This window comes from Ferranicluibacter rubi (assembly GCF_011603255.1).
In the GTDB taxonomy this organism is placed as follows: domain Bacteria; phylum Pseudomonadota; class Alphaproteobacteria; order Rhizobiales; family Rhizobiaceae; genus Ferranicluibacter; species Ferranicluibacter rubi.
Map to the genome: position 1 here is coordinate 387,168 of NZ_JAANCM010000001.1, position 24,624 is coordinate 411,791.

29 protein-coding genes are annotated in these 24,624 nt (G+C 63.9%); 15 read left to right on the forward strand and 14 right to left on the reverse strand.

Annotated features, from left to right (window positions below; translation table 11 throughout):
• Window positions 1–22 precede the first annotated feature (22 nt).
• The 3 genes from rnpA to yihA all read left to right on the forward strand — a co-directional run bounded on the left by rnpA (window position 23) and on the right by yihA (window position 2,932).
• A complete protein-coding gene (rnpA, locus tag G8E10_RS01790; RefSeq protein ID WP_092931868.1) occupies window positions 23–421 on the forward strand; it encodes a ribonuclease P protein component in 399 nt (132 codons plus the stop codon).
• A complete protein-coding gene (yidC, locus tag G8E10_RS01795; protein ID WP_167126287.1) occupies window positions 421–2,211 on the forward strand; it encodes a membrane protein insertase YidC in 1,791 nt (596 codons plus the stop codon). The genes rnpA and yidC overlap by 1 nt, the downstream gene beginning before the upstream one ends.
• 67 nt (window positions 2,212–2,278) lie before the next feature.
• Window positions 2,279–2,932, forward strand: coding sequence for a ribosome biogenesis GTP-binding protein YihA/YsxC (gene yihA / locus G8E10_RS01800; RefSeq protein WP_092931864.1), 654 nt, complete (start codon window positions 2,279–2,281; stop codon window positions 2,930–2,932).
• Window positions 2,933–2,991: 59 nt separating this feature from the next.
• On the opposite strand, the gene msrB is transcribed toward yihA, so the two are convergent.
• Together msrB and G8E10_RS01810 are read right to left on the reverse strand one after the other, a co-directional pair.
• Window positions 2,992–3,486, reverse strand: a complete 495-nt coding sequence (msrB, locus tag G8E10_RS01805; protein ID WP_110800236.1) for a peptide-methionine (R)-S-oxide reductase MsrB — start codon at window positions 3,484–3,486, stop codon at window positions 2,992–2,994.
• A gap of 118 nt (window positions 3,487–3,604) precedes the next feature.
• Complete coding sequence (locus G8E10_RS01810; RefSeq protein WP_167126290.1) at window positions 3,605–4,345, reverse strand: anti-sigma factor; 741 nt, start codon at window positions 4,343–4,345, stop codon at window positions 3,605–3,607.
• 237 nt (window positions 4,346–4,582) lie between these two features.
• Between G8E10_RS01810 and argB the strand changes: the two genes are divergently transcribed.
• Window positions 4,583–5,470 (forward strand): acetylglutamate kinase, encoded by an 888-nt coding sequence (gene argB / locus G8E10_RS01815; protein ID WP_110800238.1) that lies wholly within the window; start codon window positions 4,583–4,585, stop codon window positions 5,468–5,470.
• Between the two features lie 4 nt (window positions 5,471–5,474).
• On the opposite strand, the gene G8E10_RS01820 is transcribed toward argB, so the two are convergent.
• Window positions 5,475–6,107 (reverse strand): histidine phosphatase family protein, encoded by a 633-nt coding sequence (locus tag G8E10_RS01820; protein WP_167126293.1) that lies wholly within the window; start codon window positions 6,105–6,107, stop codon window positions 5,475–5,477.
• A 105-nt stretch (window positions 6,108–6,212) separates the two neighbouring features.
• Between G8E10_RS01820 and G8E10_RS01825 the strand changes: the two genes are divergently transcribed.
• Window positions 6,213–6,926, forward strand: a complete 714-nt coding sequence (locus G8E10_RS01825; RefSeq protein ID WP_167126296.1) for a pyrimidine 5'-nucleotidase — start codon at window positions 6,213–6,215, stop codon at window positions 6,924–6,926.
• Window positions 6,927–7,113: 187 nt separating this feature from the next.
• Complete coding sequence (locus tag G8E10_RS01830) at window positions 7,114–7,632, forward strand: EF-hand domain-containing protein (protein WP_167126299.1); 519 nt, start codon at window positions 7,114–7,116, stop codon at window positions 7,630–7,632.
• Between the two features lie 78 nt (window positions 7,633–7,710).
• On the opposite strand, the gene G8E10_RS01835 is transcribed toward G8E10_RS01830, so the two are convergent.
• Both G8E10_RS01835 and G8E10_RS01840 read right to left on the reverse strand, forming a co-directional pair.
• Window positions 7,711–8,133 carry a pyridoxamine 5'-phosphate oxidase family protein gene (locus G8E10_RS01835; RefSeq protein WP_132664045.1) on the reverse strand — a complete coding sequence of 141 codons (423 nt, stop codon included), beginning with the start codon at window positions 8,131–8,133 and terminating at the stop codon, window positions 7,711–7,713.
• Between the two features lie 82 nt (window positions 8,134–8,215).
• On the reverse strand, window positions 8,216–9,115 hold the full coding sequence (locus tag G8E10_RS01840; protein WP_110800243.1) for an LOG family protein: 900 nt from the start codon (window positions 9,113–9,115) through the stop codon (window positions 8,216–8,218).
• A gap of 169 nt (window positions 9,116–9,284) precedes the next feature.
• On the opposite strand from G8E10_RS01840, the gene dapD reads away from it, so the two are divergent.
• Window positions 9,285–10,142, forward strand: coding sequence for a 2,3,4,5-tetrahydropyridine-2,6-dicarboxylate N-succinyltransferase (dapD, locus tag G8E10_RS01845; RefSeq protein WP_132664047.1), 858 nt, complete (start codon window positions 9,285–9,287; stop codon window positions 10,140–10,142).
• A gap of 21 nt (window positions 10,143–10,163) precedes the next feature.
• Here dapD and G8E10_RS01850 read toward each other — a convergent pair whose 3' ends face one another.
• The 4 genes from G8E10_RS01850 to G8E10_RS01865 form a co-directional block, all read right to left on the reverse strand.
• Entirely contained in the window at window positions 10,164–11,315 is a 1,152-nt protein-coding gene (locus G8E10_RS01850) for a GAF domain-containing sensor histidine kinase (RefSeq protein WP_281517366.1), read from the reverse strand.
• Between the two features lie 118 nt (window positions 11,316–11,433).
• Window positions 11,434–12,474 carry an aldo/keto reductase gene (locus G8E10_RS01855; RefSeq protein ID WP_167126305.1) on the reverse strand — a complete coding sequence of 347 codons (1,041 nt, stop codon included), beginning with the start codon at window positions 12,472–12,474 and terminating at the stop codon, window positions 11,434–11,436.
• 98 nt (window positions 12,475–12,572) lie between these two features.
• Window positions 12,573–13,571, reverse strand: coding sequence for a CDF family Co(II)/Ni(II) efflux transporter DmeF (gene dmeF / locus G8E10_RS01860; RefSeq protein WP_167126308.1), 999 nt, complete (start codon window positions 13,569–13,571; stop codon window positions 12,573–12,575).
• Entirely contained in the window at window positions 13,568–13,846 is a 279-nt protein-coding gene (locus G8E10_RS01865) for a metal/formaldehyde-sensitive transcriptional repressor (protein WP_132446005.1), read from the reverse strand. Before G8E10_RS01865 ends, dmeF begins: the two co-directional genes overlap by 4 nt.
• Window positions 13,847–13,962: 116 nt before the next feature.
• Between G8E10_RS01865 and dapE the strand changes: the two genes are divergently transcribed.
• Entirely contained in the window at window positions 13,963–15,204 is a 1,242-nt protein-coding gene (gene dapE / locus G8E10_RS01870) for a succinyl-diaminopimelate desuccinylase (RefSeq protein ID WP_167126312.1), read from the forward strand.
• A complete protein-coding gene (locus G8E10_RS01875; protein ID WP_132664057.1) occupies window positions 15,191–15,790 on the forward strand; it encodes a hypothetical protein in 600 nt (199 codons plus the stop codon). Before dapE ends, G8E10_RS01875 begins: the two co-directional genes overlap by 14 nt.
• A 6-nt stretch (window positions 15,791–15,796) precedes the next feature.
• On the opposite strand, the gene truA is transcribed toward G8E10_RS01875, so the two are convergent.
• The 3 genes from truA to def form a co-directional block, all read right to left on the reverse strand.
• The gene (truA, locus tag G8E10_RS01880) at window positions 15,797–16,540 is read right to left on the reverse strand and encodes a tRNA pseudouridine(38-40) synthase TruA (RefSeq protein WP_132445996.1); all 744 of its coding nucleotides are present in this window, start codon (window positions 16,538–16,540) and stop codon (window positions 15,797–15,799) included.
• Window positions 16,541–17,476, reverse strand: a complete 936-nt coding sequence (fmt, locus tag G8E10_RS01885) for a methionyl-tRNA formyltransferase (RefSeq protein ID WP_167126315.1) — start codon at window positions 17,474–17,476, stop codon at window positions 16,541–16,543.
• A gap of 72 nt (window positions 17,477–17,548) precedes the next feature.
• On the reverse strand, window positions 17,549–18,073 hold the full coding sequence (gene def / locus G8E10_RS01890) for a peptide deformylase (protein WP_132711598.1): 525 nt from the start codon (window positions 18,071–18,073) through the stop codon (window positions 17,549–17,551).
• A gap of 191 nt (window positions 18,074–18,264) precedes the next feature.
• Between def and G8E10_RS01895 the strand changes: the two genes are divergently transcribed.
• From G8E10_RS01895 to G8E10_RS01905, 3 genes are all read left to right on the forward strand, one after another.
• On the forward strand, window positions 18,265–19,449 hold the full coding sequence (locus G8E10_RS01895; protein ID WP_167127093.1) for a DNA recombination protein RmuC: 1,185 nt from the start codon (window positions 18,265–18,267) through the stop codon (window positions 19,447–19,449).
• A 62-nt stretch (window positions 19,450–19,511) separates the two neighbouring features.
• Entirely contained in the window at window positions 19,512–20,411 is a 900-nt protein-coding gene (locus G8E10_RS01900; protein WP_167126318.1) for a ribokinase, read from the forward strand.
• Window positions 20,412–20,509: 98 nt separating this feature from the next.
• The gene (locus G8E10_RS01905) at window positions 20,510–20,830 is read left to right on the forward strand and encodes a hypothetical protein (RefSeq protein WP_167126322.1); all 321 of its coding nucleotides are present in this window, start codon (window positions 20,510–20,512) and stop codon (window positions 20,828–20,830) included.
• A gap of 75 nt (window positions 20,831–20,905) precedes the next feature.
• Here G8E10_RS01905 and G8E10_RS01910 read toward each other — a convergent pair whose 3' ends face one another.
• Window positions 20,906–21,850 carry a nucleoside hydrolase gene (locus G8E10_RS01910; RefSeq protein ID WP_167126325.1) on the reverse strand — a complete coding sequence of 315 codons (945 nt, stop codon included), beginning with the start codon at window positions 21,848–21,850 and terminating at the stop codon, window positions 20,906–20,908.
• Window positions 21,851–22,054: 204 nt separating this feature from the next.
• Here G8E10_RS01910 and G8E10_RS01915 point away from each other — a divergent pair, with 204 nt between their 5' ends.
• The 3 genes from G8E10_RS01915 to G8E10_RS01925 all read left to right on the forward strand — a co-directional run bounded on the left by G8E10_RS01915 (window position 22,055) and on the right by G8E10_RS01925 (window position 23,889).
• A complete protein-coding gene (locus tag G8E10_RS01915) occupies window positions 22,055–22,483 on the forward strand; it encodes an Hsp20 family protein (RefSeq protein WP_110800256.1) in 429 nt (142 codons plus the stop codon).
• Window positions 22,484–22,623: 140 nt separating this feature from the next.
• Window positions 22,624–22,881: a BQ00720 family protein gene (locus G8E10_RS01920; protein ID WP_062595250.1), complete on the forward strand. Its 258-nt coding sequence runs from the start codon at window positions 22,624–22,626 to the stop codon at window positions 22,879–22,881.
• A 114-nt stretch (window positions 22,882–22,995) separates the two neighbouring features.
• Window positions 22,996–23,889, forward strand: a complete 894-nt coding sequence (locus tag G8E10_RS01925) for a DMT family transporter (RefSeq protein ID WP_167126328.1) — start codon at window positions 22,996–22,998, stop codon at window positions 23,887–23,889.
• A 12-nt stretch (window positions 23,890–23,901) separates the two neighbouring features.
• Here G8E10_RS01925 and trmB read toward each other — a convergent pair whose 3' ends face one another.
• On the reverse strand, window positions 23,902–24,618 hold the full coding sequence (gene trmB, locus G8E10_RS01930; protein WP_167126331.1) for a tRNA (guanine(46)-N(7))-methyltransferase TrmB: 717 nt from the start codon (window positions 24,616–24,618) through the stop codon (window positions 23,902–23,904).
• Window positions 24,619–24,624 lie beyond the last annotated feature (6 nt).

Sequence of the window (24,624 nt, forward strand, 5' to 3'; positions counted from 1 at the left end):
GGTGAAAAGAGATCCCAGACGCATGACGTCAGGTAATCCCAAACCAACTGTCGGGCGGCTGAAAAGCCGGCCGCAGTTTCTTGCCGTGCGTGCAGGCGAGAAGCGGAAGGGCTCCGTTTTCCTGCTCGAAGTGCTCGACAGACAAGCGGCGGACGAGCCCGCCCGCGTCGGTTTCACGGTAACGAAGAAGCATGGCAATGCGGTGGAACGGAACCGCATGCGCCGCCGCTTGCGCGAGGCCGTCAGGCTCCAAGCCGCGTTTGCAATGAAACCCGGCCACGATTATGTGATTGTCGCCCGCCGCGAGGTGCTTGGCGTCCCCTTCGACAGGCTGGCAAAAATGCTCGGTGCCCGAATCGAAGGCCCACTCGAAGGCAGGCAGAAACAGGCACGGCCGCCGGCCGGCTCCAGGAAAGAATGATGGACAAGAACCGCAACTATTTCATCGCGATCGGCCTGTCGGTGCTGATCCTCATCGCCTGGCAGTTTCTCTATATCAATCCGAAGATGGAGCGCGAGCGCATCGCGCTGGAAGCCGTGCAGGCCCAGACACCGGCCAACACGACCGGCGGCTCTATCCCCGGCGCCATTCCCGGCACTGCGACGACCGCCGTTCCCGGCGCCGTGCCGCAGGGTGCCGCGCGTGAGGAGGCCATCGCCCGCTCTGCCCGTGTCGTCATCGACACGCAGGCCCTCTCCGGCTCGATCAACCTCACCGGCGCCCGTCTCGACGACCTGAAGCTGCGCGAATATCACGAGACCGTCGACGACAAGAGCCCGATCATCACGCTTTTCAGCCCGGCCGAAACGCCGGAAGGCTACTTTACCGAAATCGGCTATGTCGGCGATGCCTCGACCGGTGCGGTTCCCGGCCCGTCCACCGTCTGGACGGCGCCCGAAGGCGCGAAGCTGACGACCGCGACGCCGGTCACGCTGAGCTTCACCAACGAGAAGGGCGTGGTCTTCACGCGCGTCATCTCGATCGACGAGCACTTCATGTTCAAGATCGACGACACGATCCAGAACGCCACCGGCGCACCGATCGCACTATCCACCTATGGCCGCGTGACCCGCTTCAACAAGCCGGTGACGCCCAGCGTCTACGTTCTGCATGAAGGCTTCATCGGCGTTATCGGCGAGCATGGCCTCGAAGAGGTCAGCTACAGCAAGGTCGAGGACAATGCACCGGCACAGCCCGGCAAGACGACCGGCGGCTGGCTCGGCATCACCGACAAGTACTGGGCGGCGACCATCGTCCCGCCGCAGGCGACGCCCTACGAGACGCGTTTCGCCCACTTCACCGACGGTCGCCCGCGCTACCAGGCCGATTACAAGCAGGATGCCATCACGGTGGCACCCGGCCAGACGACGACGCTGAACAACCTCGTCTTTGCCGGCGCCAAGCAGGTGCCGCTCGTCGATGGTTATGAAGCGAGCTACAATATTCCGAAGTTCGACCTGCTTATCGACTGGGGCTGGTTCTATTTCATCACCAAGCCGATGTTCAAGCTGATGGACTTCTTCTTCCGCTTCTTCGGCAATTTCGGCGTCGCCATCCTTCTCACCACCATCGTCGTCAAGGCACTTTTCTTCCCGCTTGCCAGCAAGCAGTACGCCTCCATGGCGAACATGAAGAAGATCCAGCCGAAGATGGAGGAGATGAAGAAGAAGTTCGGCGACGACCGGATGGGCATGCAGCAGGCGATGATGGCGCTGTACAAGGAAGAGAAGATCAACCCGATCGCGGGTTGCTGGCCGATCCTCCTGCAGATCCCGGTGTTCTTCGCGCTCTACAAGGTCATCTACGTCACGATCGAAATGCGGCACGCGCCGTTCTTCGGCTGGATCCAGGATCTTTCCGCGCCGGACCCGACCTCGCTCTTCAACCTGTTCGGCCTCCTGCCCTTTGCCGTTCCACACGCTCTGATGATCGGCGTCTGGCCGTTGATCATGGGTGTCACCATGTTCCTGCAGATGCGCATGAACCCGACGCCGCCCGATCCGACGCAGGCGATGCTCTTCACCTGGATGCCGGTGGTGTTCACCTTCATGCTGTCGAGCTTCCCGGCCGGTCTCGTGATCTACTGGGCCTGGAACAACACGCTCTCTGTCATCCAGCAGGCCTTCATCATGAAGCGCCACGGCGTCAAGGTCGAGCTGTTCGACAACATTAAGAACCTGTTCTCGCGAAAACCGAAGCCCGCGGAATAGCGACCGACCTTCCCGCCCCGGGCCGCAAGCCCGGGGTTTTCTTTTTCAGCCCCTGAGGGACCTGCCGATGACCGACACCGCCCTGAACGACGAAAAGCCGATGTTCGGCAATCCCTGGATCTTCATTCGCGGCGTTCCCTCCATGGAGTTCCTGCCGCCCGAGGGGCCGACGGAAATCGCCTTCGCCGGACGCTCGAACGTCGGCAAATCCTCGCTGATCAATGCGCTCGTGGGGCAGAAGGGGCTGGCGCGCACGTCCAACACGCCCGGGCGGACGCAGGAGCTCAACTATTTCGTGCCGGACGGCTATTCGGGTGCTGCCGGCGACCTGCCGCCGATGGCGCTGATCGACATGCCGGGCTACGGCTATGCGCAGGCGCCGAAGGCGCATGTGGATGCCTGGACGAAGCTGGTGTTCGACTATCTGCGCGGCCGTGCCACGCTGAAGCGTGTCTATGTGCTGATCGACAGCCGCCACGGCATCAAACCAAACGACGACGACGTGCTGTCGCTGCTCGATAAGGCCGCCGTATCCTATCAGGTGGTGCTGACGAAGACGGACAAGATCAAGGCAGGCGCCGTGCCGCATCTGATGGCGGAGACACTGGAAAAGATCCGCAAGCGCCCCGCCGCCTTCCCGGAAATCGTTGCGACATCGTCCGAAAAGGGCGAAGGCATCGAAGAGCTGCGCTCGGCGATCCTCACCGCGATACGGAACTGAGATTATCCAAACACACCCGGCGCGGCCGCATGCCGCGCCTCAGGTTTTGCCGCCCGGTATCAGGCGGGTGCCGCACCCGGCACAAAGGTCATCGACAGGCCGTTGATGCAGTGACGCTGGCCGGTCGGCTTCGGGCCGTCGTCGAAGATGTGCCCGAGATGGCCGCCGCAGCGGCTGCAATGACATTCGGTCCGCACCATCAGGAACGAGGTGTCGGTGCGCGTTCCCACGGCATCGGGCAGCGCCTGCCAGAAGCTCGGCCAGCCCGTGCCGCTGTCGAATTTCGTTTCCGAGGAATAGACCGGGAGGGCGCAGCCGGCACACTGGAAGGTGCCCTTGCGCTTCTCCTCGTTGAGCGCACTCGTGAACGGGCGCTCCGTGTCTTCATGCCGCAGGATGCGGTATTGCTCGTCACCGAGCATCGCCTTCCATTCGGCATCCGTCTTCGTCACCGCGAATGTTTCGGCAGCGGCGAAGGGGGCAATCTGGTTTTTCAAAGCAAAAGCGGCAAGACCGGCCGTGCCGGTCAGGAGAAAGAAGCGGCGGCTGAGCATGGGACCTCCTTGCGGGCGATATGGAGCCCGCGCCGGTGTTCTACGCCTGTCCGGTCCGTTCAGAAAGAAGCCCGCCGATCAAACCCGCGTGAGCATTGCCGCTCTCGGATACGCCAGTTCAGCGACCGGTAATACCGCTGCTGAGGATCTTGCCCGTCGGGGCGCCGGTCGGCGAACCGCCTGCCGGCTCAAGGCTGACCGTGATCGGCGCGCCGTCGCGCAGGCGGGTCCGCACCGCCTTGGGCACGACGATCTCGCCATGGCTGTTCGCGTTGACGACGCCGAGCGACACGGGGGCGGCACCTTCCGGCGTCAGCCAGACTTCGAGCGACTTCGCATCCGCCACGCCCGGTGCGCTGGCTGCGGCTGCGACAGGGGCAAGCCGGAGACGGCCGCTGTCGTTATCGTAACGTGCCGTCAGCGCCAGATCAGACCCTGCGAGATTAAGGCTGGTCGTCAGGCCACGCGTCGGCGAGGCTGCGAAGAGGCCGGACTGGGAGATGCCCGTTGCGACGAGGCCGATGGTCGCGATGCAGGCGACGCCGCGCCAGAAGGCGGCGGAGTTCCAGATGACCACGTTGAAAACCGGCACGCGTTCGCGCTGGGGACGTGCCCGCGCAGCCATCGGCTCGGCAAAGGGAGATGCGCGGCGCGGGGCGCGGCGGGTGGGGCGCGGCGTCTGATCGACGGTCAGCATGTTGCTGCGCCAGTGATCGACCATCGCTGCGAAGTTGCGGTCGAGCGTCATGCGCGCCTCGACCTTCTGCCGGTCTTCCGGGGAGAGAACGCCGAGGACGTACTCTCCGGCAATAACCTGATCGAGGCGGGAATCGCCACTCTTCGCGTTTTCTGTCGTCATGATGTCAATGTGCTCGCCTAGAACCGCGGCCATGCCAAGCGGATGATGGACGGGATCATACGCATGGTTCGGCGCATTTTCCACGGCTTTTACGCCGCAGGTCTCATGTTCGGCCGAAGGCGGCGCGAAACGCTGCCATTTCCGGCTGTCATCATGCCGTTATATTACCTTCCGATCATTCCCCCGAGAAAAAACTTGCGCTAAACAGCATCCGCATCGATCCCGAAGGTTTCCGACATGTCCCCATCCGAAAGCGAAATCCAGGCCCGTCTTCTCGCGCAGGCCCTGCCCTATATGCAGCGTTACGAGAACAAGACGATTGTCGTGAAATATGGCGGGCATGCCATGGGCGATCCGGAGCTCGGCAAGGCGTTCGCCGCCGATATCGCGCTGCTCAAGCAGTCCGGCGTCAACCCGATCGTCGTGCATGGCGGCGGCCCGCAGATCGGCGCCATGCTGACCAAGATGGGCATCGAATCGAAATTCGAGGGCGGCCTGCGCGTCACGGACCAGAAGACGGTCGAGATCGTCGAAATGGTTCTGGCCGGCTCGATCAATAAGGAGATCGTGGCGCTCATCAACCAGACCGGGGAATGGGCGATCGGCCTCTGCGGCAAGGACGGCAACATGGTCTTTGCCGAAAAGGCCCGCAAAACCGTTATCGATCCCGACAGCAATATCGAGCGCGTGCTCGATCTCGGCTTCGTCGGTGAGGTGATCGAGGTGGATCGTACACTTCTCGATCTCCTGGCGAAGTCGGAAATGATCCCCGTCATCGCCCCGGTCGCCCCCGGCCGCGACGGCGCGACCTACAACATCAATGCCGATACGTTCGCAGGCGCCATCGCGGGCGCGCTCAACGCCACGCGCCTCCTGTTCCTGACCGACGTTCCCGGCGTGCTCGACAAGAACAAGGAACTCATCAAGGAGCTCTCCGTCGCCGAAGCGCTGGCGCTGATCGCCGACGGCACGATTTCCGGCGGCATGATTCCCAAGGTCGAAACCTGCATCGAGGCCATCAAGGCCGGCGTTCAGGGCGTCGTCATCCTCAACGGCAAGACGGCGCATTCGGTGCTGCTCGAGATCTTCACCGAGCACGGCGCGGGAACGCTGATCGTTCCGTAAGAAATCAGTCCGCACCTGTCTCGAGGTGAGCGACATCGCCGAGCGAAACGACCGCCCGGCTCTGCCACAGATCGTCCTGCTCGAGATGGGTGATGCTGCCCGACGCCACCTTGAAGGCGACCCAGCCGGCCGCATGGATCGGCATGCCGATCCACTTCGCCACGACGAAGGTCAGGGCAAAGCCGTGGGTGACGACGATCTGGCAGTCGCAGGGGCGGGCCATGATCACATCCATCGCCCCATAGATCCGGGTCGCCAGTTCCCGCCGGGTCTCGCCGCCCGTCAGGCTGTTGCGATAGTCGAGCCGGTCGTCTTCCGGAGTGGATTCGTGCCTGAGGTCGAGCCATTCCTGCGGCCGCCCTTCGGCGGCGCCGTAGCTGATTTCCCGCAGGTCGCGGTTTACGGTGATACCGGTTCGGAACAGATCGGCGATCGTATCGGCCGTCTCAGACGCGCGCAGCAGATCGGAGCTGACGATCTCGACCGGCCGGTTGCCGATCCGCGCAAAAAGCGCCTGTGCGATGGCGCCCGCCTGCACCTGACCTCGTTTCGTCAGACACGTATCGAACCATCCGCCGACGCGCTTCTCGACATGGTGGGCGGATTCGGGGTGCGTGACGACGAAAATCGTTCTCATGGCTGTTTCCTTATCGCAGCACACTTATAGTTTGTCAGCTTGCGTATCACTCTTCTCTGCCGCTCTTTTCTGGCGCCCGACTTTGCATTCCTGGAACAGGCCCTCATGACCTCGATCGACCGACTGCCGACCATCGACGATTTCGCCCATGTCACCGAATGGGTGTTCGACATGGACAACACGCTCTACCCGCATCGCGTCAACCTGTTCTCGCAGATCGACCGCAACATGACGGCCTTCGTGGCCGACCTGCTGCAGATGGAGCCGGCCGATGCCAAGCTGCTCCAGAAGCAGTATTACCGCGACCACGGCACGACGCTGAAGGGCCTGATGGTCCATCACGGTATCGACCCGAACGACTTCCTGCAGAAGGCGCATGCGATCGACTACAATGTCATCCCGCCCGATCCGGCGCTGGGGGACGCGATCAAGGCGCTGCCGGGTCGTAAATTCATCTTTACCAACGGCACGGTGGTGCACGCGCAGATGGCGGCGCGGGCGCTTGGCATTCTCGATCACTTCGACGATATCTTCGACATCGTCGCGGCCGACTACGTGCCGAAACCGGCGGGCGCGACCTATGACAAGTTTGCGAGCCTCAACCGCGTCGATACCCGCCATGCCGCCATGTTCGAGGACCTGCCGCGCAACCTGACCGTTCCCAAGGCGCTCGGCATGAAGACGGTTCTGCTGGTGCCTCAGAATTTCGAGTACGAATTCGCGGAAGCCTGGGAACAGAGCGAAGACGGGAACGCGGATATCGACTTCGTGACGGAAGACCTTGCCGGCTTCCTGCGGCGGCTCGTGCTCTCCGCTTGAGCCAGCGCCCGGCCTTCATTACCGAAGTTTAACTGGTGCCTGGCGGCGTCTCCTCTATCTTCGTGCTCAGGGACGAACATGCTGCGGTCAGCCCTGCGATAAAGCGGCACCGCATCCCCCAAGCACAGCACGCGGCCATATCCTGCCTTTCGGGACGATGGCGCATGCTTCTAGACAAGGACGACTTATGACCAAGAAAACCCTCATCCTCGGACTTTCCGCCGTTGCCATCGCCGCCTCGGCCTTGGCAACACCGTCATTCGCCGCCAAGCACGACGGCCCGACGCGCGAGCAGCGCGCCGAGTGGATGATCAAGCAGTTGGATACGGACAAGGACGGGAAGGTTTCGCGCGCCGAGGCCGATGCAGCGGCATCGCGCGCCTTTGCCGCCTTCGATACCGACAAGAACGGCCAGGTCACACCCGACGAGGTGAAGGCCAAGCGCGAGGCCTTCAAGGCGGCGCGTGCCGAGATGCGCAAGGCGGACAAGGGCCCGGAGCGCCAGGAAGCTCGCGCCAAGCTGCAGGAACTGCGCCCGGCCATGATCCCCGCCATGGGCCCGCGCCTGTTCAAGCAGGCCGATACCGACAAGAACGGCTCGCTCTCGCTGGCAGAGGTGACGGCAGCAGCTGGCGAGCGCTTCCAGAAGCGGGACGCGAACGGCGATGGCTTCATCGATGCGGCCGATCTGACCCGGAAGATCTGATCCCGGAAACGAAGCCTGCACTTCACATGGAAATGCCCCGTCTCCGGGGCATTTTTCGTTTCGACCGGACCCTGATCTTCACGCTTTCAGCGTGACTTCGCCTTCGTCCTCGCCATCCCAATAGTGCGCGCGCTCGGCAACGACCTTGATCATCACCAAACCTTCGGTGTCGATGCCGTCGGCAAACCACTTGTCGATATCGGCAGACCAGTGTTCCCTGAAAGCTTGCCTGTCACGGATGAGGTCGGCCTTGCCTTCCACGGCCACCAGAAAGGCCTTGGTCCCCTGGAAGGCGAGAGCGACCTTGGAGTCGGCCTTAATGTCGTCCACCATGCGGGTATCGTCGAGCGTAAAATAGTAGGAGCTGCCGTCGTAATCGACGTTGCGGTTGTTGCTCATCGGCCGGCCGGCGATCGCGCCGCCATCGGTGTGCGTCGAGAGCATGCAGATGTCGATCTCGCGCATCTTTTCGGCGAGATCGGCAAGGGTCTTGTTGGTCATGGCTTCAGTCTCCTCTTCGTGACCCAGGAGAACGCAGGCCGGACCAACTTGTTGCCTTGCCGCTTTCGCGCGAAAGGACGTCCTATCTCTCGCCCGACGCGAGCGGCAGGGAGTCGGGATCGACGCTGCCGTAGAAGCGGGCGATGATGTCCCAGGCCTCGTCGGCGGTATCCACGAACTGGATCAGATCGACATCCCCCGGCGCGATGGTGCCGAAGGCGGCGAGCGCGTCGAAATCGACGATGGAGCGCCAGAATTTTTCACCGAACAGGATGAGCGGCACCAGCGCCATGCGCCCCGTCTGCATCAGCGTGATCGTCTCGAAGAGCTCGTCCAGCGTGCCGAAGCCGCCGGGGAAGACCGTGACGGCCTTGGCGCGCACGAGGAAGTGCATCTTGCGGATCGCGAAATAGTGGAAGTTGAAGCTGAGGTCCGGCGTGACGTAGGGATTGGGCGCCTGCTCGTGCGGCAGAACGATGTTCAGCCCGATCGACGGCGCTCCGACATCGGCCGCGCCGCGATTGCCCGCCTCCATGACGCCCGGCCCGCCGCCCGTGACGACGACGAACTCCTTGTAGCCGGATTGCGCCGAATGCTCCGCGCAGAGCCGCGCGAACTTGCGGGCCTCGTCGTAATAGACGGAGGCTGCCGTCAGGTTCTCGCGCTGCGTCTCGTTCTTGGCCGCCCAGGCATCCTTGCCGGGCTCGGGAATGCGGGCGCCGCCGAACATGACGACGGTGGAGGTGATGCCGCGCTCGGCCAGCGCCATCTCGGTCTTCAGCAGTTCGAGCTGCAGGCGGATCGGCCGCAGTTCCTCGCGGCAGAGAAAGTCCTCGTCGGCATAGGCCAGACGATAGGATGGCGAGAGCGATTGCGGGGTCTTTTCGACGCTAGCCGCGCGGGTCCGTGCCTGCGCGCTGTCTGCAAGGGGATCCCAGACCCCGTCCTTACGCCGCAAATTCCGCTTCTTCATCCGTGTCATGGGGGCTCTCGTCTCCAACGCAGGCCGCAGCAAAGGCCGGCGAATCTCATCACTTACGTTCCCGTGACATAGACCGTGCCTCCCGGTGCGCCGCAACCGAAAAACGCTTCAAATCTCGGGCATCATGCTCTACAGCGTTGGAAATCAGCCCGGATTTTTAGGATTTGCGATGACCTCCCACGATCTTGCCTTTCTCGCTTCCACGATCGAGACCACCTTCGACAACCGCGATACGGTGACGACCGGCACGAAAGGCGAGGTGCGCGACGCCGTGGAAACGGCGCTGAACCTGCTGGACAGCGGCAAAGTGCGGGTTGCAGAACGCGCATCGGACGGAAACTGGACGGTCAACCAGTGGCTCAAGAAGGCGGTTCTCCTCTCCTTCCGCCTCAACCCGATGGAAATCGTCAAGGGCGGCCCGGGCGGCTCGACCTGGTGGGATAAGGTGCCCTCCAAGTTCGACGGCTGGAGCGCGAACGAATTCGAGAACGCCGGCTTTCGCGCCGTGCCGAACTGCGTCGTACGCCGCTCGGCCTATATCGCGCCGAACGCCATCCTGATGCCGTCCTTCGTCAACCTTGGCGCCTATGTCGGCGAGGGCACGATGGTCGATACCTGGGCCACCGTCGGCTCCTGCGCCCAGATCGGCGCCCATGTGCACCTGTCGGGTGGCGTCGGCATCGGCGGCGTTCTGGAGCCGATGCAGGCCGGCCCGACCATCATCGAGGACAACTGCTTCATCGGTGCGCGTTCGGAAGTCGTGGAAGGCTGCATCATCCGGGAAGGCTCCGTCCTCGGCATGGGCGTCTTCATCGGCAAGTCCACCCGCATCGTGGACCGCGCCACCGGCGAGATCACCTATGGCGAAGTGCCGCCCTACTCCGTCGTCGTTGCCGGTGCGCTGGCATCCGACAAGGTGATGGGCAACGGCCAGCCGGCACCTGCGCTCTATTGTGCCGTCATCGTCAAGCGTGTGGATGAGAAGACCCGCTCGAAGACGGGGATCAACGAGCTGCTGCGCGACTGAGGTCGCCTTGCATAAAGCGCTTCAGCGAAGCGGGATCCGGCAGGTAAAGCAGGTTTCCGCTTCGTTCGACGTGACGTCGATCGTGCCGCCATGCGCCTTGACGATCTCTGAGGCGATATAGAGCCCGAGGCCCAATCCTTCGCGGCCATGCTCGACCGTGGCACGCACAAAGGGCTTGAACAGGTCGCGCCGGACGGCCTGCGGGATCTGCTTGCCCGAATTGGTGACGCTGACAATGAACTCGCGTCCGACCTCCGCCGTCCTCACCCGGATCGGGCTATCGGCGTTGCCATGCGTCAGGGCATTTGCCACGAGGTTGGAGACGAGCTGGCCCATCCGGCCTTCGTCGCAGCGCACGAGGCAATCGCTGAAATCGGTTTCGATCGACCGGCCGGGATTGGCGATGCTCAGCTCGGCAACCACATGCTCCAGCACGGGCCGCAGCGGCACGCGCTCGGCCTGCTCCACCGCCAGCCCGCCGCCCAGACGCCCGCGCGCGAAGTCCAGGACATTGTCGATGAGACCCGACATCCGCACGACGCTGGCACGCATGAGCTCCACCACGGTCTTCGACTTGTCGCTGAGGTCAGTGCGCGCCAGCATGCGCGTGCCCGCGTCGATCGAGGCCAGGGGATTGCGCAGGTCGTGGCCGAGAACGGCGATGAATTGTTCGCGCAGTTCGTTCGCATGCCGGTCCTGCTCCATCTTGCGACGGGCATCGACGTGGAAGGCGATCAGCTCGGCAAACAGCCGGAACATATCGACGATCTCAGGCGTGTTGAGCTTGTTGGGTGCGGGATCGATGGCGCAGAGCGTGCCGAAGAAGGAGCCGTCCGAGAGAAGGATGGGGGCGGAGATGTAGCTCTGGAAGCCGTATTGCGCCGGCGTGTGATGACAGGCGAATTCCGGGTCTTTGGCCACATGCTCGATGATGACGACTTCGCGATGATCGCGGATTTCGTTGCAGATGGTCGTCTCGATAGCCAATTCATTGCCGGGGGCGACGCCGAAGTCGATCTTGTCGAGAACGCCGCAGGCGATCCACCGGCTTTCCGTGACGCGGGCCACGGCAGCAAAGCCCATGCCGGTGACGCGGCAGACGACATCCAGAACTTTCGGTACGGCATCGATCCTGGAGACGATATCGACGGATTCGGCGGCCAGATCGGGCAACGGTATACTCTCGGAACAGAACATTAGACGTGGTTGCGAGGGTAACCTTTCGCACACCCACAAGCAATGGGCGCAACGGAGCATCTGCCCTGATGACGCTCCGTTGATGTAGCGATATCTAACGTTTGAAAGGCTCGGGGCGCCGGTTGGCGGCCTGCCGCTCCACCATCCAGCCGGGATATTCCGGGGCAAGCGCGCTGACCGTGCCGAGCCGATCGAGATCCTCGGCATCCAGCCGAACCTCGGTGGCCTTCAGGTTTTGCTCCAGCTGTTCCAGCCGCTTGGCGCCGATGATGACGGTGCTGACGAAAGGCTTGGCGAGAATATAGGCGAGCGCGATCTCGGCGACGCTGACACCATGCTTTTCACCGACCTCGCGCATGGCGGCAACGCAGGCCCAGGCCCGGTCCTTGTCGACGGGCGGAAAGTCGAAGGTGGCGCGGCGGCCCTCGCCGTTTCCGGGTGCGCCCGGGCCATACTTGCCGGACAGGAGCCCGCCGGCCAGCGGCGACCAGACCATGAGGCCGAGCTTTTCCTCCAGCAGTAACGGAGCAAGCTCCCGCTCCAGATCGCGCCCGGCAATCGAGTAATAGGCCTGTAAACTGTCGAAGCGGGCGTAGCCCTTGCGTTCAGAGATGCCGAGGGCCTTCGCGATCCGCCAGGCCTGCCAGCTGGAGACGCCGATGTACCGCACGAGCCCGCGGGAGACGAGGTCGTCCAGCGCGCGCAGGGTTTCGTCGATCGGCGTGACGGGATCGGTGGCGTGGATCTGGTAGAGGTCGATATGGTCGGTCTGCAGGCGCTCGAGGCTTGCCTCGACCGAGTCCATGATATGGCCACGGGAGGCGCCGCGGTCGTTGGGCTTGTCGCTCATCACACCATAGACCTTGGTGGCGATGATCACGTCCTTGCGGGCAACCGCGTTGTTCTTCAGCGCCTGCCCCAGCAGCCGCTCCGACTGGCCGAAGGAATAGACGTCGGCGGTATCGATGAAATTGATGCCGGCGGCCAGCGACCGCTCGACGATCCGGTCGGCCGCGTCCTGGTCGACATCCGCGATCGGTCCCCATCGCGGATCGTCCGGCGAGCCGAAGGTCATCGTTCCCAAGCAGAGCTCGGAGACGAAGAGGCCGGTATTGCCAAGCTGGTTGTAGCGCATGGTCTGTTCCCATCCTGTCGATATGGATCGCTTTGGGTGCGTTCTGACCTACTAGCTAGAGGAGGGTCGACGCAGGTCCAGCGTCATCTTCCGTACACTCAAGCTACTTCGAAGTCTGCCGCCTCCACCTCGATCGTCACATGCGAAAGCTCCGTGATATGCGCGAGTTTCGCGCGGTAGAAGGCCGGAGGCTTCGGGCTCGCTGCCTTCAGCGCGACGATGGCGCCGTGATGGCCGGGGCCGAGCTGCCAGACGTGCAGGTCGGTGATCCTGACATCGCCATCCTCCACGGCGTGGCGGATTTCGTCGGGCAGATCTTCGCCTGCGGGACCGTAATCGAGCAGAACCGCGCCGCTGTCGCGCAGGAGGCCGAACGACCAGCGGGCGATGACGAGCGCACCGACGATACCGATGGCAGGATCGAGCCAGAGCCAGCCGTAAAGGCTGCCAAGAACCAGCGCGGCAATGGCCAGGACCGAGGTCAGGGCATCGGCGAGCACATGAAGATAGGCGCCGCGCAGATTGTTATCCGTGTGGTGCGGGGCTTGCGAATGATGATCGTGGTGGGGGTGATCATGACCATGGGTGTGGTCATGATGGTGCCCGCCATCGCCATGGCTATGACCACCGTGTCCATGATGATGATCGCCGCCGAGCAGCCAGGCGCAGAGGAGATTGACGGCTAGGCCGAGGGCTGCGACGGCGATCGCCTGATGAAAGTCGATCGACACGGGCGACCACAGCCGCAGCGCGCTTTCCCAGGCGATGAACAAAGCGACGAGGGCCAGAACGATGGCGCTGGCAAAGCCTGCGAGATCGCCAAGCTTGCCCGTACCAAAGGTGAAGCGCGGGTTGCGGGCATTGCGCCGGGCATAGACATAGGCAAGGGCCGTGATCAGCATCGCGGCTGCGTGGGTGGACATATGCCAGCCATCCGCGACCAGCGCCATGGAGCCGAAGGCGGTGCCGGCCACGATTTCCGCGACCATCATGGCGGCGGTCAGCGCGATGACGATCCATGTGCGACGCTCGTTGCGCGCATGGTCGCGGCCAAGGAAGACGTGCTCGTGCGGGCTCGAAAGGCGGTTCTCGGTCATTTCAGGTAGGTCCTCATCACCTCGATCAGATCTGCGGCACCCCTCGCCCGCTCGGGATCGTCATCCGTATCAGGGTCGGCCACGTGGTTGCGGATGTGATCCTCGATCAGCTCGGCCGTCAGCCCGGTGACCGCACCGCGAACGGACGCGACCTGGTTGAGGATGGCGCCACAGGGCTCATCCGCTTCCAACGCGCGTTCGATCGCCTCCAACTGCCCCCTGAGGCGGCGGACGCGGGCGATCAGCTTGGTCTTGTTCTTCGACATATGCGACATAGCATAGGGGGATACCCTATATTACCCTCTCTCGCAATCCGTTGCTGCATCAGCGAACTGCCGTGACAGCCGGGGAGCGATCGGCTACATCTTTGCGGAATCAACAGGCTGCCTTCATGTCCCTTGCCGATCCCGCATCCTCCGCTCATTCCTCTTCCGCGCCTTCTTCCAGCGACCCGGTGGCCAATCTGGCCGCCCTCATCCGCTGCCCATCCGTGACGCCTGCCGAAGGCGGCGCGCTCGGGGTGCTCGATGCCATGCTGGCGCCGCTCGGCTTCTCAGTGAACCGCGTGCTCGCGCAGGAAGAGGGGACGCCCGATATCGAGAACCTCTATGCCCGCCTCGGCAGCCCCGGCGGTCCGCACCTGCTGTTTGCCGGCCACACCGACGTCGTGCCTGTCGGCGACGCGGCGGCGTGGACGCACCCGCCTTTCTCCGCCACCGTCGAAAATGGCATGATGTATGGCCGCGGTGCGGTCGACATGAAGGGCGGCATTGCCTGCTTCATCGCCGCCGTCGCCCGTTACGTCGACCGGCACGGAGCGCCGAAGGGGGCGATCTCTCTCCTCATCACCGGTGACGAGGAAGGCCCCGCCATCAATGGCACCACCAAGCTGCTCGACTGGGCGAAGGCCCGCGGCGAGCGCTGGGACGCCTGCATCGTCGGCGAGCCGACCAATCCCGACCGGCTCGGCGACATGATCAAGATCGGCCGGCGCGGCTCGCTGTCGGGCACCGTCATGGTTCACGGCGTGCAGGGCCATGCCGCCTATCCGCATCTGGCAGACAGCCCGGTGCGGGGCGCGCTGCAGCTTGCAACCGCCCTCATGGATCCGCCCTTCGACGCGGGCACGGAAAACTTCCAGCCGTCGAACCTCGAGGTCACCAGCCTCGATGTCGGCAATCCCGCCGTCAACGTCATCCCGGCACGCGCGACCTTCCGCTTCAACATCCGCTTCAACGATACGTGGGACGCCGACAGCCTCAAGGCGGAGATCATCGCGCGGCTCGACCGGGCAGCCGCGGATGGCCCGCTCCGGCCGGGTCGCGATCCCGTTCGCTACGATCTCGTGTGGAACGAGCGGCCGAGCCACGTCTTCCTGACGCGCAGCAACCAGCTCATCTCGTCGCTCTCGTCCGCCGTCGAGGCCGTGACCGGCCGGCAGCCGGCGCTTTCGACCACGGGCGGCACCTCGGATGCGCGCTTTATCAAGGATCACTGCCCGGTGGTGGAGTTCGGGCTCGTCGGCCAGACGATGCATATGGTGGACGAGCGCGTCTCCGTTGCCGATCTGGAAACGCTGACCGGCATCTATCTCGCCTTTCTCGAACGCTGGTTCGACAATGCCGCAGCTTGACGAGATCGGCATCTACCTCAAGGGCGTCTGGATGCTGGTGCTGGGCAAGCCGGAAGGCTTCGACTGGCTGGATCTGAGCGCCTCCGGCGTCTGGCGCTCCTTTGCCGCCATTCTCTGGTGCCTGCCGGCGATGGCCGTCAGCTGGTCGGCCTGGCGCATGTTCTACCTTGCCAACATGCCCGATGGCTCGACGGCGGGTCTCGCCTTCATCGCCAAGCTGTTCATCGTGGATGTCGCGACCTGGATCCTGCCGATCCTGCTGATCATCATGCTCGCCCGGCCGCTCGGCTACGGGCCGGCACTGAGCGCGATCATCGTCGTCACCAACTGGCTGTCGATCCCGACCTTCTACGGCATGGCGTTTCCGGCGGCCATCCGGCTGGTCGTTCCCGGCAGCGAAGGGCTGACGGGCATGCTCTCGCTGATTGCCCTCATTGCCATCATCATCGCGATCTTCCGGGTGCTGAAAGTCATCACGGGCGGTGATCAGACGCTGCTCGCCGCAACGCTCTCCGCTCTGTTCATCCTGCCGTCGCTGATGATCGGCGAAATGCTGCAGCGCAGCTTCGGCCTGCTGCCGGCGTAAAGCCGGTCAGTAATCAACCTGCATGAAATAGAGCCCATCCGGCGGGGCGACCGGGCCGCAGGCCTTGCGATCGCAGGCGTCGAGGGCAGCACGTACCCGCTCGACCGGCCACTTCCCCTCGCCCACCATCTTCAGCGTTCCCGCCAGCGAGCGGATCTGGTTGTGGAGAAAGCTCTGGGCCGTGGCCCGAATCTCGATCACGTCTCCATCCCGCGTCACATCCAGCCGGTCGAGCGTGCGCACGGGGCTATTGGCCTGGCAGTGGACAGAGCGGAACGTGGTGAAATCATGCCGGCCGACCAGCGTCTGCGCCGCCTCGTGCATCAGCCCCGCGTCCAGCGGCTTCACCACCCACCAGGCCCGCTTGGCTTCGAGCGCCAGAGGCGAGTGGCGGCAGATGATGCGGTAGAGGTAGTGGCGGCGAAGGGCCGAGAAGCGCGCGTCGAACGTCTCCGGCACGGATTCGGCGTCGAGGATCGCGACCCGCTCACCATGCTGGCCAAGATGCGCGTTCAGCGCGTTGCGCAGCGTTTCCGCCGGCCAGTCGCGGGTGAGATCGGTATGCGCCACCTGACCGCGGGCGTGCACACCGGAGTCGGTGCGGCCCGCGCCGCGGACCGCCACGGTCTCGCCCGTCAGCCGCAGGATGGCGCCTTCGATGGCGCCCTGTACGGAGCGGCCATTGTCCTGGCGCTGCCAACCGACATAGGACGTTCCGTCATATTCCACCAGAAGCCGGAAGCGCGGCATTCAGAACAGCCTCGTGCCGGCGGGAACCGGCGTACCGCGCCGGAATTCGTCAGCGGGCAGAACCTTGCCACCCGCCTTCTGCAGCCGCGTCAGGCGGATGGAGCCATCCCCGCAGGCAATCGTCAGGTCGTCGAAGAGGGCCGTGCCCGTCTCACCGCTGGCCGTCTCGACCGTGGAGGCGAGAACCTTGACCCGCTCCCGCTTGCCGGCGATGTCGAGTTCGAACCAGGCGCCCGGAAAGGGCGACAGGCCGCGAATGTGATCGTGGACTTCCTGCGCCGGCCTGGCGAAATCGATGTGGGTTTCGCCCTTGGCAATCTTCGCGGCATAGAGGACGCCCTCCTCGCGCTGCGGGGTCAGCGGCAGATCGTCCGCTTCCAGCTTCTCCAGTGCCTCGCGCATCAGGGCCGCACCGCGCACCATGAGCTTGTCGTGCAGCTCGCCCGCCGTCATGTCGGGGCCGATGGTGACGAGGCTCGTCAGGGCCACGGGGCCGGTGTCGAGCCCCTTCTCCATCTTCATGACCATCATGCCGGTTTCCCGGTCGCCCGCCATGATCGCCCGCTGGATGGGGGCAGCACCGCGCCAGCGCGGTAGCAGGGAGGCATGGCCGTTGTAGCAGCCCAGCCGCGTGCCCGACAGAATGGCTTCCGGCAGAAGCAGGCCATAGGCCACGACGACGGCCACGTCGGCATCCAGCGCGCGAAACGCTTCTCGGTCATCGTCCGTCTTGAAATTCAACGGCGTGCGAACCTCGATGCCGAGCAGTTCTGCGGCCTGATGCACAGGGGATTTCTGCAGATCGAGCCCGCGTCGGCCGCCGGGACGCGGCGGCTGGGTGTAGACGGCAGCGATCTTATGGCCAGCCTGCGCCAGTGCGGCGAGCGTCGGCACGGAGAACTCCGGCGTTCCCATGAAAATAATGCGCAGCGGCATGATGGCCTCCTCTGGATAACGCGGCCGGGCGATAGCACGGTCGCGCCGGCAGCTGACGGCGGCCCGCCCCGATCAGATCGCCTTCGAACCGCGGGTCTTGGCGGCCTTGGTGAATTTGCGGACGACCATCTCGCGCTTCAGCTTGGAGATGTGGTCGATAAACAGCACACCGTTCAAGTGGTCGATCTCGTGCTGCAGACAAGTGGCGAGCAGGCCATCCGCCGCGATTTCCTGCTGGCGACCCTCGCGGTCGAGATAGCGCAGGGTGATGCCAGCGGGGCGCTCAACCTCGGCGTAATAGTCGGGGATCGACAGGCAGCCTTCCTCATAGACCGAACGCTCGTCCGTCGACGTCAGAATTTCCGGATTGATAAAGACCTGCGGCGCCGCGTCATCACCCTCCTTGGCAAGGTCGATCACCAGCAAGCGGCGGGGAAGGCCGATCTGGATTGCCGCCAGCCCGATGCCCGGCGCGTCGTACATGGTTTCCAGCATGTCGTCGGCGATCCGGCGCACGTCGTCGTCGACACGCTCGACGGGCGCGGAGATCTGGCGAAGCAGGGGATCGGGCAGGATGATAAGAGGCTTGATCGTCATGGCGTCGTGATAGCCGATCTTTTCTGGCGATGGAATTCGGGCACCGAGAATTTGCGCTGATTTTCACGCGGAATTTGTCGCAGACCCAGATGATGTTCACGATTTGATCTGGCCTTGGCGATAAATTTCGGTACAGTCCGGCCATGAACGCTTTCTCGCTCACCGATATCGTGCTCGCAGCCGCCAACGCGATGGGCCTCTCCGCGTCCGTTTTCGCGTGGCTTCTGGTCGGCGCAGCGGTTCTCGTCGCTCTCGCCATCCTCGCTGCCTTTCGCCGCCGGGGCGCAGCCAATGCCGATACGGCGCAGGAGCAGATGGCCGCGCTGATCCAGTCGCAGACCGAGATGCAGGGCCGGATCGCGGCCATCGCCGACATCTTCGGCACGCGGCAATACGAGCTGAACCAGTCGATCAACCAGCGGATCGACGGCATGACGCAGCGCATCGGCGCCTCGATCACCGAGCAGACGCGGCAGACGCATGAGAACCTGCGCACGCTGCAGGAGCGGCTGGCCGTGATCGACACGGCCCAGACGAACATCCAGTCGCTTGCCAAAGACATGGCCGGGCTGCAGCAGATCCTTGCCAACAAGCAGACGCGCGGCGCCTTCGGCCAGGGGCGCATGGAAACGATCATCGCCGACGGCCTGCCGCAGGGCGCCTATGTATTTCAGGCGACGCTGTCCAACGCCTCGCGGCCGGACTGCATTATCCGCATGCCGAACGGCCAGCCGGGACTGGCGATCGATGCGAAGTTTCCGCTGGAGGCGTGGAACGCCATGCGGGCGGCACAAACGCCGGAGCTGAAACGACAGGCATCGCTCCTCTTCCGGCGCGACATCGAGGTGCATATCAAGGACATCGCCGGGAAATACCTGATCCCTGGCGAGACGCAGGATACGGCCTTCCTGTTCGTGCCCTCCGAGTCGATCTTCGCCGACATTCACGAGCATTTCGAAAGCATCGTCCAGAAGGCGCACCGGTCGCGCGTCGTCATCGTCTCGCCCTCGCTGCTGCTGCTCTCCATTCAGGTCATCCAGGCGATCCTGCGCGACCATCGCATGCGCGAGCAAGCCCATCTGATCCAGGACGAAGTCGTGCGGCTGATGGAGGACCTGTCGCGGCTGGACGAGCGGGTGCGCAAGCTGCACGGGCACTTCACCACCACGCAGAAGGACGTCGACGACATCCTGATCTCGTCCGACAAGCTGAAACGCCGGGGCGCGAAGATCGAGGCGCTGGACCTGCAGGAGGGCGGAGGCGTCGCGTCTGCGGACCCCGCGTCACCCATTCCGGCCAGTTCGCAGCCCGGACAAACGTCTGCCCCCGGCAGCCGCATCGGTTCGCTAAAGCTGAGAGTGGTTGACGAGGACTGAGAGCGTCGGGCAGTGTCCGGCTTACACACGCCGTTCAACGCGGCGCATTCGGGAGGCATTGCATGATCACCGTTTTCGGTTCCATCAATATGGACCTTATCGCCACCACGGCGCGCCTGCCGAAACCGGGCGAAACGGTGACGGGCAACAGTTTCACCACGGCAGCCGGCGGCAAAGGCGCAAACCAGGCGCTGGCTGCAACCCGCGCAGGCGCTTCCGTGCGCATGGCCGGCGCCGTTGGCTGGGATGCCTTCGCCGAATCCGCCCTCGGCCTCATGAAGGAGGCGGGGACAGACCTGTCTCTGGTGAAGACCGCAAGCGAGCCGACGGGCACCGCGCATATTCTGGTCGGCGGCGATGGCGAAAACGTGATCGTGGTCGTCGCCAGCGCCAACGGCACCGTCAACGAGGCGGATGCGCTGGCCGCCATCGAAACGATGACGCCGCAGGATACGCTGGTGCTACAGCTCGAAATACCGCCCGAAGCCGTCGAAGGCGCGCTTCTCGCCGCCCGCGAGCGCGGTGTCCGCTCGATCATCAATATCGCCCCTTTGACCGAACATGCCGCAGCGCTTGGCCGCATGGCCGATATCGTGGTGGCCAACGAAACCGAATTCGAGCGCCTCGCCGGCCGGGACCGGCTGTCGCCGGAAGAGCGCCAGTCGGCAATCCGTGCGCTCAGTGCCGAAACGGGCCAGACGGTCATCGTCACGCTGGGTGCGGACGGCGTCATCGCCATGCATGAGGGTGAAATGTTTGCGGCAGACGGCCTCGTGATCGAGCCTGTCGATACGGTCGGCGCCGGCGATACGTTCTGCGGCTATCTCGCAGCCGGGCTCGATGCCGGACTGCCGTTCGAGACGGCCCTGCGGCGGGCCGCGGTCGCAGGCTCGCTCGCCTGCCTCAAGTCTGGCGCCCAGCCCGCCATTCCGCTCGCGAGCGCGGTAGATGCTGCCCTTTGAGGGCTGTCGCGAGACCCGGAGTTCCGGCAGCGTCTGCCTGACCGGAACCAATCCTTGCCCGAGGGCGTTTAGCGTTCGGTAGACAAGGAGAACCCGAAATGTCTTTCAATTCCTCCAGTGAAGATGTCAGCGCCCTTCGTGACGAAGTCGCGCGCCTGACGAAGATCGTTTCCTCGCAGGGCACCCGTGCCTACAGCGATACGCGCGAGAAAGCGGCAGAAGCCTACGATGCGGCAGCGCCCTACGCGAAGAAGGCTGTGGCACAGGTAAAGGCCGAGAGTCGCGCTGTGGCGGATGTTGCACGCGAACACCCGACCGGAATCGCCGGTGTCGTCGTTCTCGCGACGGCCATCGGTGTTGCCGTCGGCTACATTCTCGGTTCGTCGAGCCAGCCCGAGCCCCGGTCCTGGTGGCGTTAAGCGCCAGCGACAGGATAGATATCCAGAGCCGCGCGTCCGCAAGGGTCGCGCGGTTTTTCGTTGACTGTACCCTGCTCAAAGGCGCGCGAGCCGCTCCGTCAGAAGATCGAAGAAACCGTCGGCATCGACGTCCTTCATGACCTTCGCATTGTGCGGGCGGCCCGTGACCTGCCACCAGTCCACGACGGTCATGCCGACCGTCAGCTCCGACGTCGTCTCGATCTCGACGTTGCAGTCCCGACCGGAAAAGAGCTCCGGGCGAAGCATGTAGGCGATCACGGTCGGGTCGTGCAGCGGGCCGCCATCGCTGCCGTATTTCTCGATGTCGAAGCGTTCGAAGAAATCGAGCATTTCCGCCATAGCGACGGCGGCCGGGCGGCCGATGGCGCGGATGCGATCGATGCGCGATTTCAGCGTCATCACCTTGTGCGTCACGTCGAGCGGCATCATGACGATGGGCATGCCGGACTTGAAGACGATGTCGGCCGCTTCCGGATCGACATAGATGTTGAACTCCGCCGCCGGCGTGATGTTGCCGCCCTCGAAGAAGCCGCCGCCCATCATCACCAGTTCCTTGACCCGGCCCGCGATCTCCGGCGCCTTTTGCAGTGCCAGCGCGATATTGGTAAGAGCGCCCAGCGTGCAAAGGGTCACAGTTCCCTCGGGCTCAGTGCGCAGCGTCTCGATGATGAAATCCACGGCATGCGTGTCCTGCAGCGGCATGGTCGGCTCGGCGAGAATAGTGCCGTCGAGGCCGGTCGAGCCGTGGACGTGCTCCGCCGTTACGAGCGTGCGCGAGAGCGGTTTGTCGGCACCGGCATAGACCTTGACGTCCGGACGGCCCGAGAGCTCGCAGATGATGCGGGCGTTGCGGGCGGTGAGGCTCAGCGGCACGTTGCCGGCAACGGCCGTGATGCCGACGACGTCGAGCGCTTCCGGGCTTGCGAGCGCCAGCATGATGGCGGCCGCGTCGTCCTGTCCGGGATCGGTGTCGATGATGATCTTGGCGGGTGCGGTCACGGCGATATCCTTATCCTGCTGTCGATACCTCCTCCATAGAATGATTCCCTAAGCGCTGTCAGGCGTCGTTGCACGGCCGTGGTGATTCGCATGAAGAGAGGTGCAAGGCGGCTTGCGCGTCTTGGAGGTCCACCCCATATATCCAGCGCGGACGCCGCCTCGCGGGTTCGCGCATCGGTCGCTTGAGGTTTGCAAGGACGAGATATGAGCCGCCTGACGCCTTTTACGAGCCCGCTGATGCTGGGCTTCGACGCCATGGAGAAGACGCTCGAACGCGTCGCCAAGGGCAATGACGGCTATCCTCCCTATAATATCGAACGTGTCCGCGGCGGGATGGCGGAAGAGCCGGAGCGCCTGCGAATCACGCTCGCCGTGGCCGGCTTCGCCGAAGACGATCTCGACGTGACGATCGAGGAGAACCAGCTCGTCATTCGCGGCCGCCAGACCGACACGGAAGAGCGCGACTATCTCCATCGCGGGATCGCGGCACGTCAGTTCCAGCGCATGTTTGTGCTTGCCGAGGGCATGGAGGTGCTGAAGGCCGAATTGCGCAACGGACTGCTTTCCGTCGATCTCATTCGTCCGGAACCTGCTCGTATGGTAAAGAAAATTAACATTTTGGTCTCAGAGTGATCTCACCGGCAAGGGTGACCTCGCCGGCTGCAAGGCTGGCGACCCTGGTTGCGAATTTCGCCAATCCTCGCATGAAAACATAATCTTATGTCGCGTGACCTTTTCGAGGAAAGGTTCGTGCGGCAACGAGGAGAGAGTTCATGGGATTGAAGCACGTCAGCAGCCATTTGTCGAAAACCGACCTGGCACATCTTGGTGCAGGTGAAGTCGGTTACATCCGGAAAATGCGGTCTGACGAAGTCTCGCGCTGCTTTCCCGAGGCTCCCAGCATGGAGCCGGGTCTTGACCTCTGGGCCCTCTTCGGCGCCGATGGCACCCCGATTCTCCTCACCGACAACCGTTCCAGCACCTTCTTCAAGGCTGCCGAAGACGACCTGAAGACGGTCACGCTTCACTGATTCGCAGCCCTTGCCTGAACGACGCCGCCCGCCATGAAATTCGGCCATAGCGGCGTCCATATCTTCCCCGCAAAAGTCTTTGCCGTCCTGCCTGCCTTCGGATAACCGGAGGGCATGAAAAAGCAGGACGTCGCCGCCTATCTGTTCCTCGCCTTCGCCTGGGGCCTCTCGTTCCTCGTGCTCCTGCACGTGGTCGATGCCTTCGGCTGGGGCGGCGCGGTCACGTTGCGCAGTCTTGTCGCCGGCGGCACGCTTCTCGCCTTCGCAGCCTTGCGTCGTCGTGCGCTTCATTTCGGCGCACGCCGGCTGCCCTTCGTCATCGTCGGTGCAACCACGGTTGCCGGGCAACTTATCGGCCTTTCCTATGCAACGCCGCGCATCGGAACGGCGATGGCGGCGATTCTGGTCGCCGCGATCCCGCTCTTCTCCATGGTGATCGCGCATCTCTGGAAGCTGGAGCGAATGCGGGCGCAGGGGCTGCTCGGGCTCGTCACCGGCACGATCGGGATCGTGCTGCTGGTCGGCTTTCCCGCTGTGCCCATCACGCCCGATTTTCTTCTCGGCTGTGCCGCGTCGCTCTTCAGTGCCTTCTGCGCCGCCTTCGGCAGCAATTATGCGAGCCACCGCCTGCGCGGCATCGGATCTTTGGAGGTCACGATCGGCGCATTCCTCTCGGGCGGGATCATGACGCTGCCGCTTCTGCTGGCGGTCCCGGTGCCGGGCCTGCCCTCATGGTCGGATGTCGGTGCGCTTCTGGTGCTTGCCTGCGTCATGAGCGCGCTGACCTACGTCACCTATTTCCGCCTCGTCGCTTCCATCGGCGCCACGCGCACCATCAGCGTCGAATTCGCCGTAACGGTCGTTGCCGTTCTCGTCGGCGCCGTCGTGCTCGACGAGCCGATCGCCCCTATACAGATCGCCGGTGCTGCCGTCATCATCGCCGGCTGCGCGCTGGTGCTCGGCCTCGTGCCCTTCGGGCGCAAACCGAAGCTCAAGCCCGTCCCTTGACAATCCGAAGCCTCAGGCCTCTTTGCGCCGAAAGGTGAGATATGCGGAGCTGCGCCCCTCGCGCCGCGCCTTGGCCTCGTAGCGCGTGCTCGGCCAGGTGTCGTAGGGCGTCAGCCAGTCGCTGGCGTTGCGGGCAGGCCAGTCGAAGGCGGCGTGATCCCGGCAGTGCAGCAGCGTCCAGTTCACATAGGTATCGATATCGGAGGCAAAGCAGAACAGGCCGCCGGGCTTCAGCACGCGGGCGAAACGGTCGAGATTGACGGGCGAGACGAACCGGCGCTTCCAGTGCTTCCGCTTCCGCCAGGGGTCGGGATAGAGCAGGTCGATCTGGTCGATGCTCGCGGCCGGCAGCCAGTCGAGAACCTGCGTCGCATCGTCGTCATGCAGACGGATGTTGCGCGCGCCGACCTCTTCGACGCGTCCGACCAGCTTTGCCATGGAGTTGACGAAGGGCTCGACACCGATGAAGCCGGTCGAAGGCTGTTCGACGGCGCGGTGGATCAGATGCTCGCCGCCCCCGAAGCCGATCTCTAGCCGCACGCGCTCAACGGCATCCGGGAAGAGGCTCTTCAGATCGTCCGGCGCGGGCGCATCGAGGTCGAGGCGAAACGTCGGCAGGCCATGCTCCAGCTGCGCTGCCTGGCTCGCCCGCAGCGGCTTTCCCTTGCGGCGGCCGAAAAAGGCCTCTGTGGCCCGGGTGGGGGACCCGGAGGGGCGCTTGTCTGTCATGCGCTG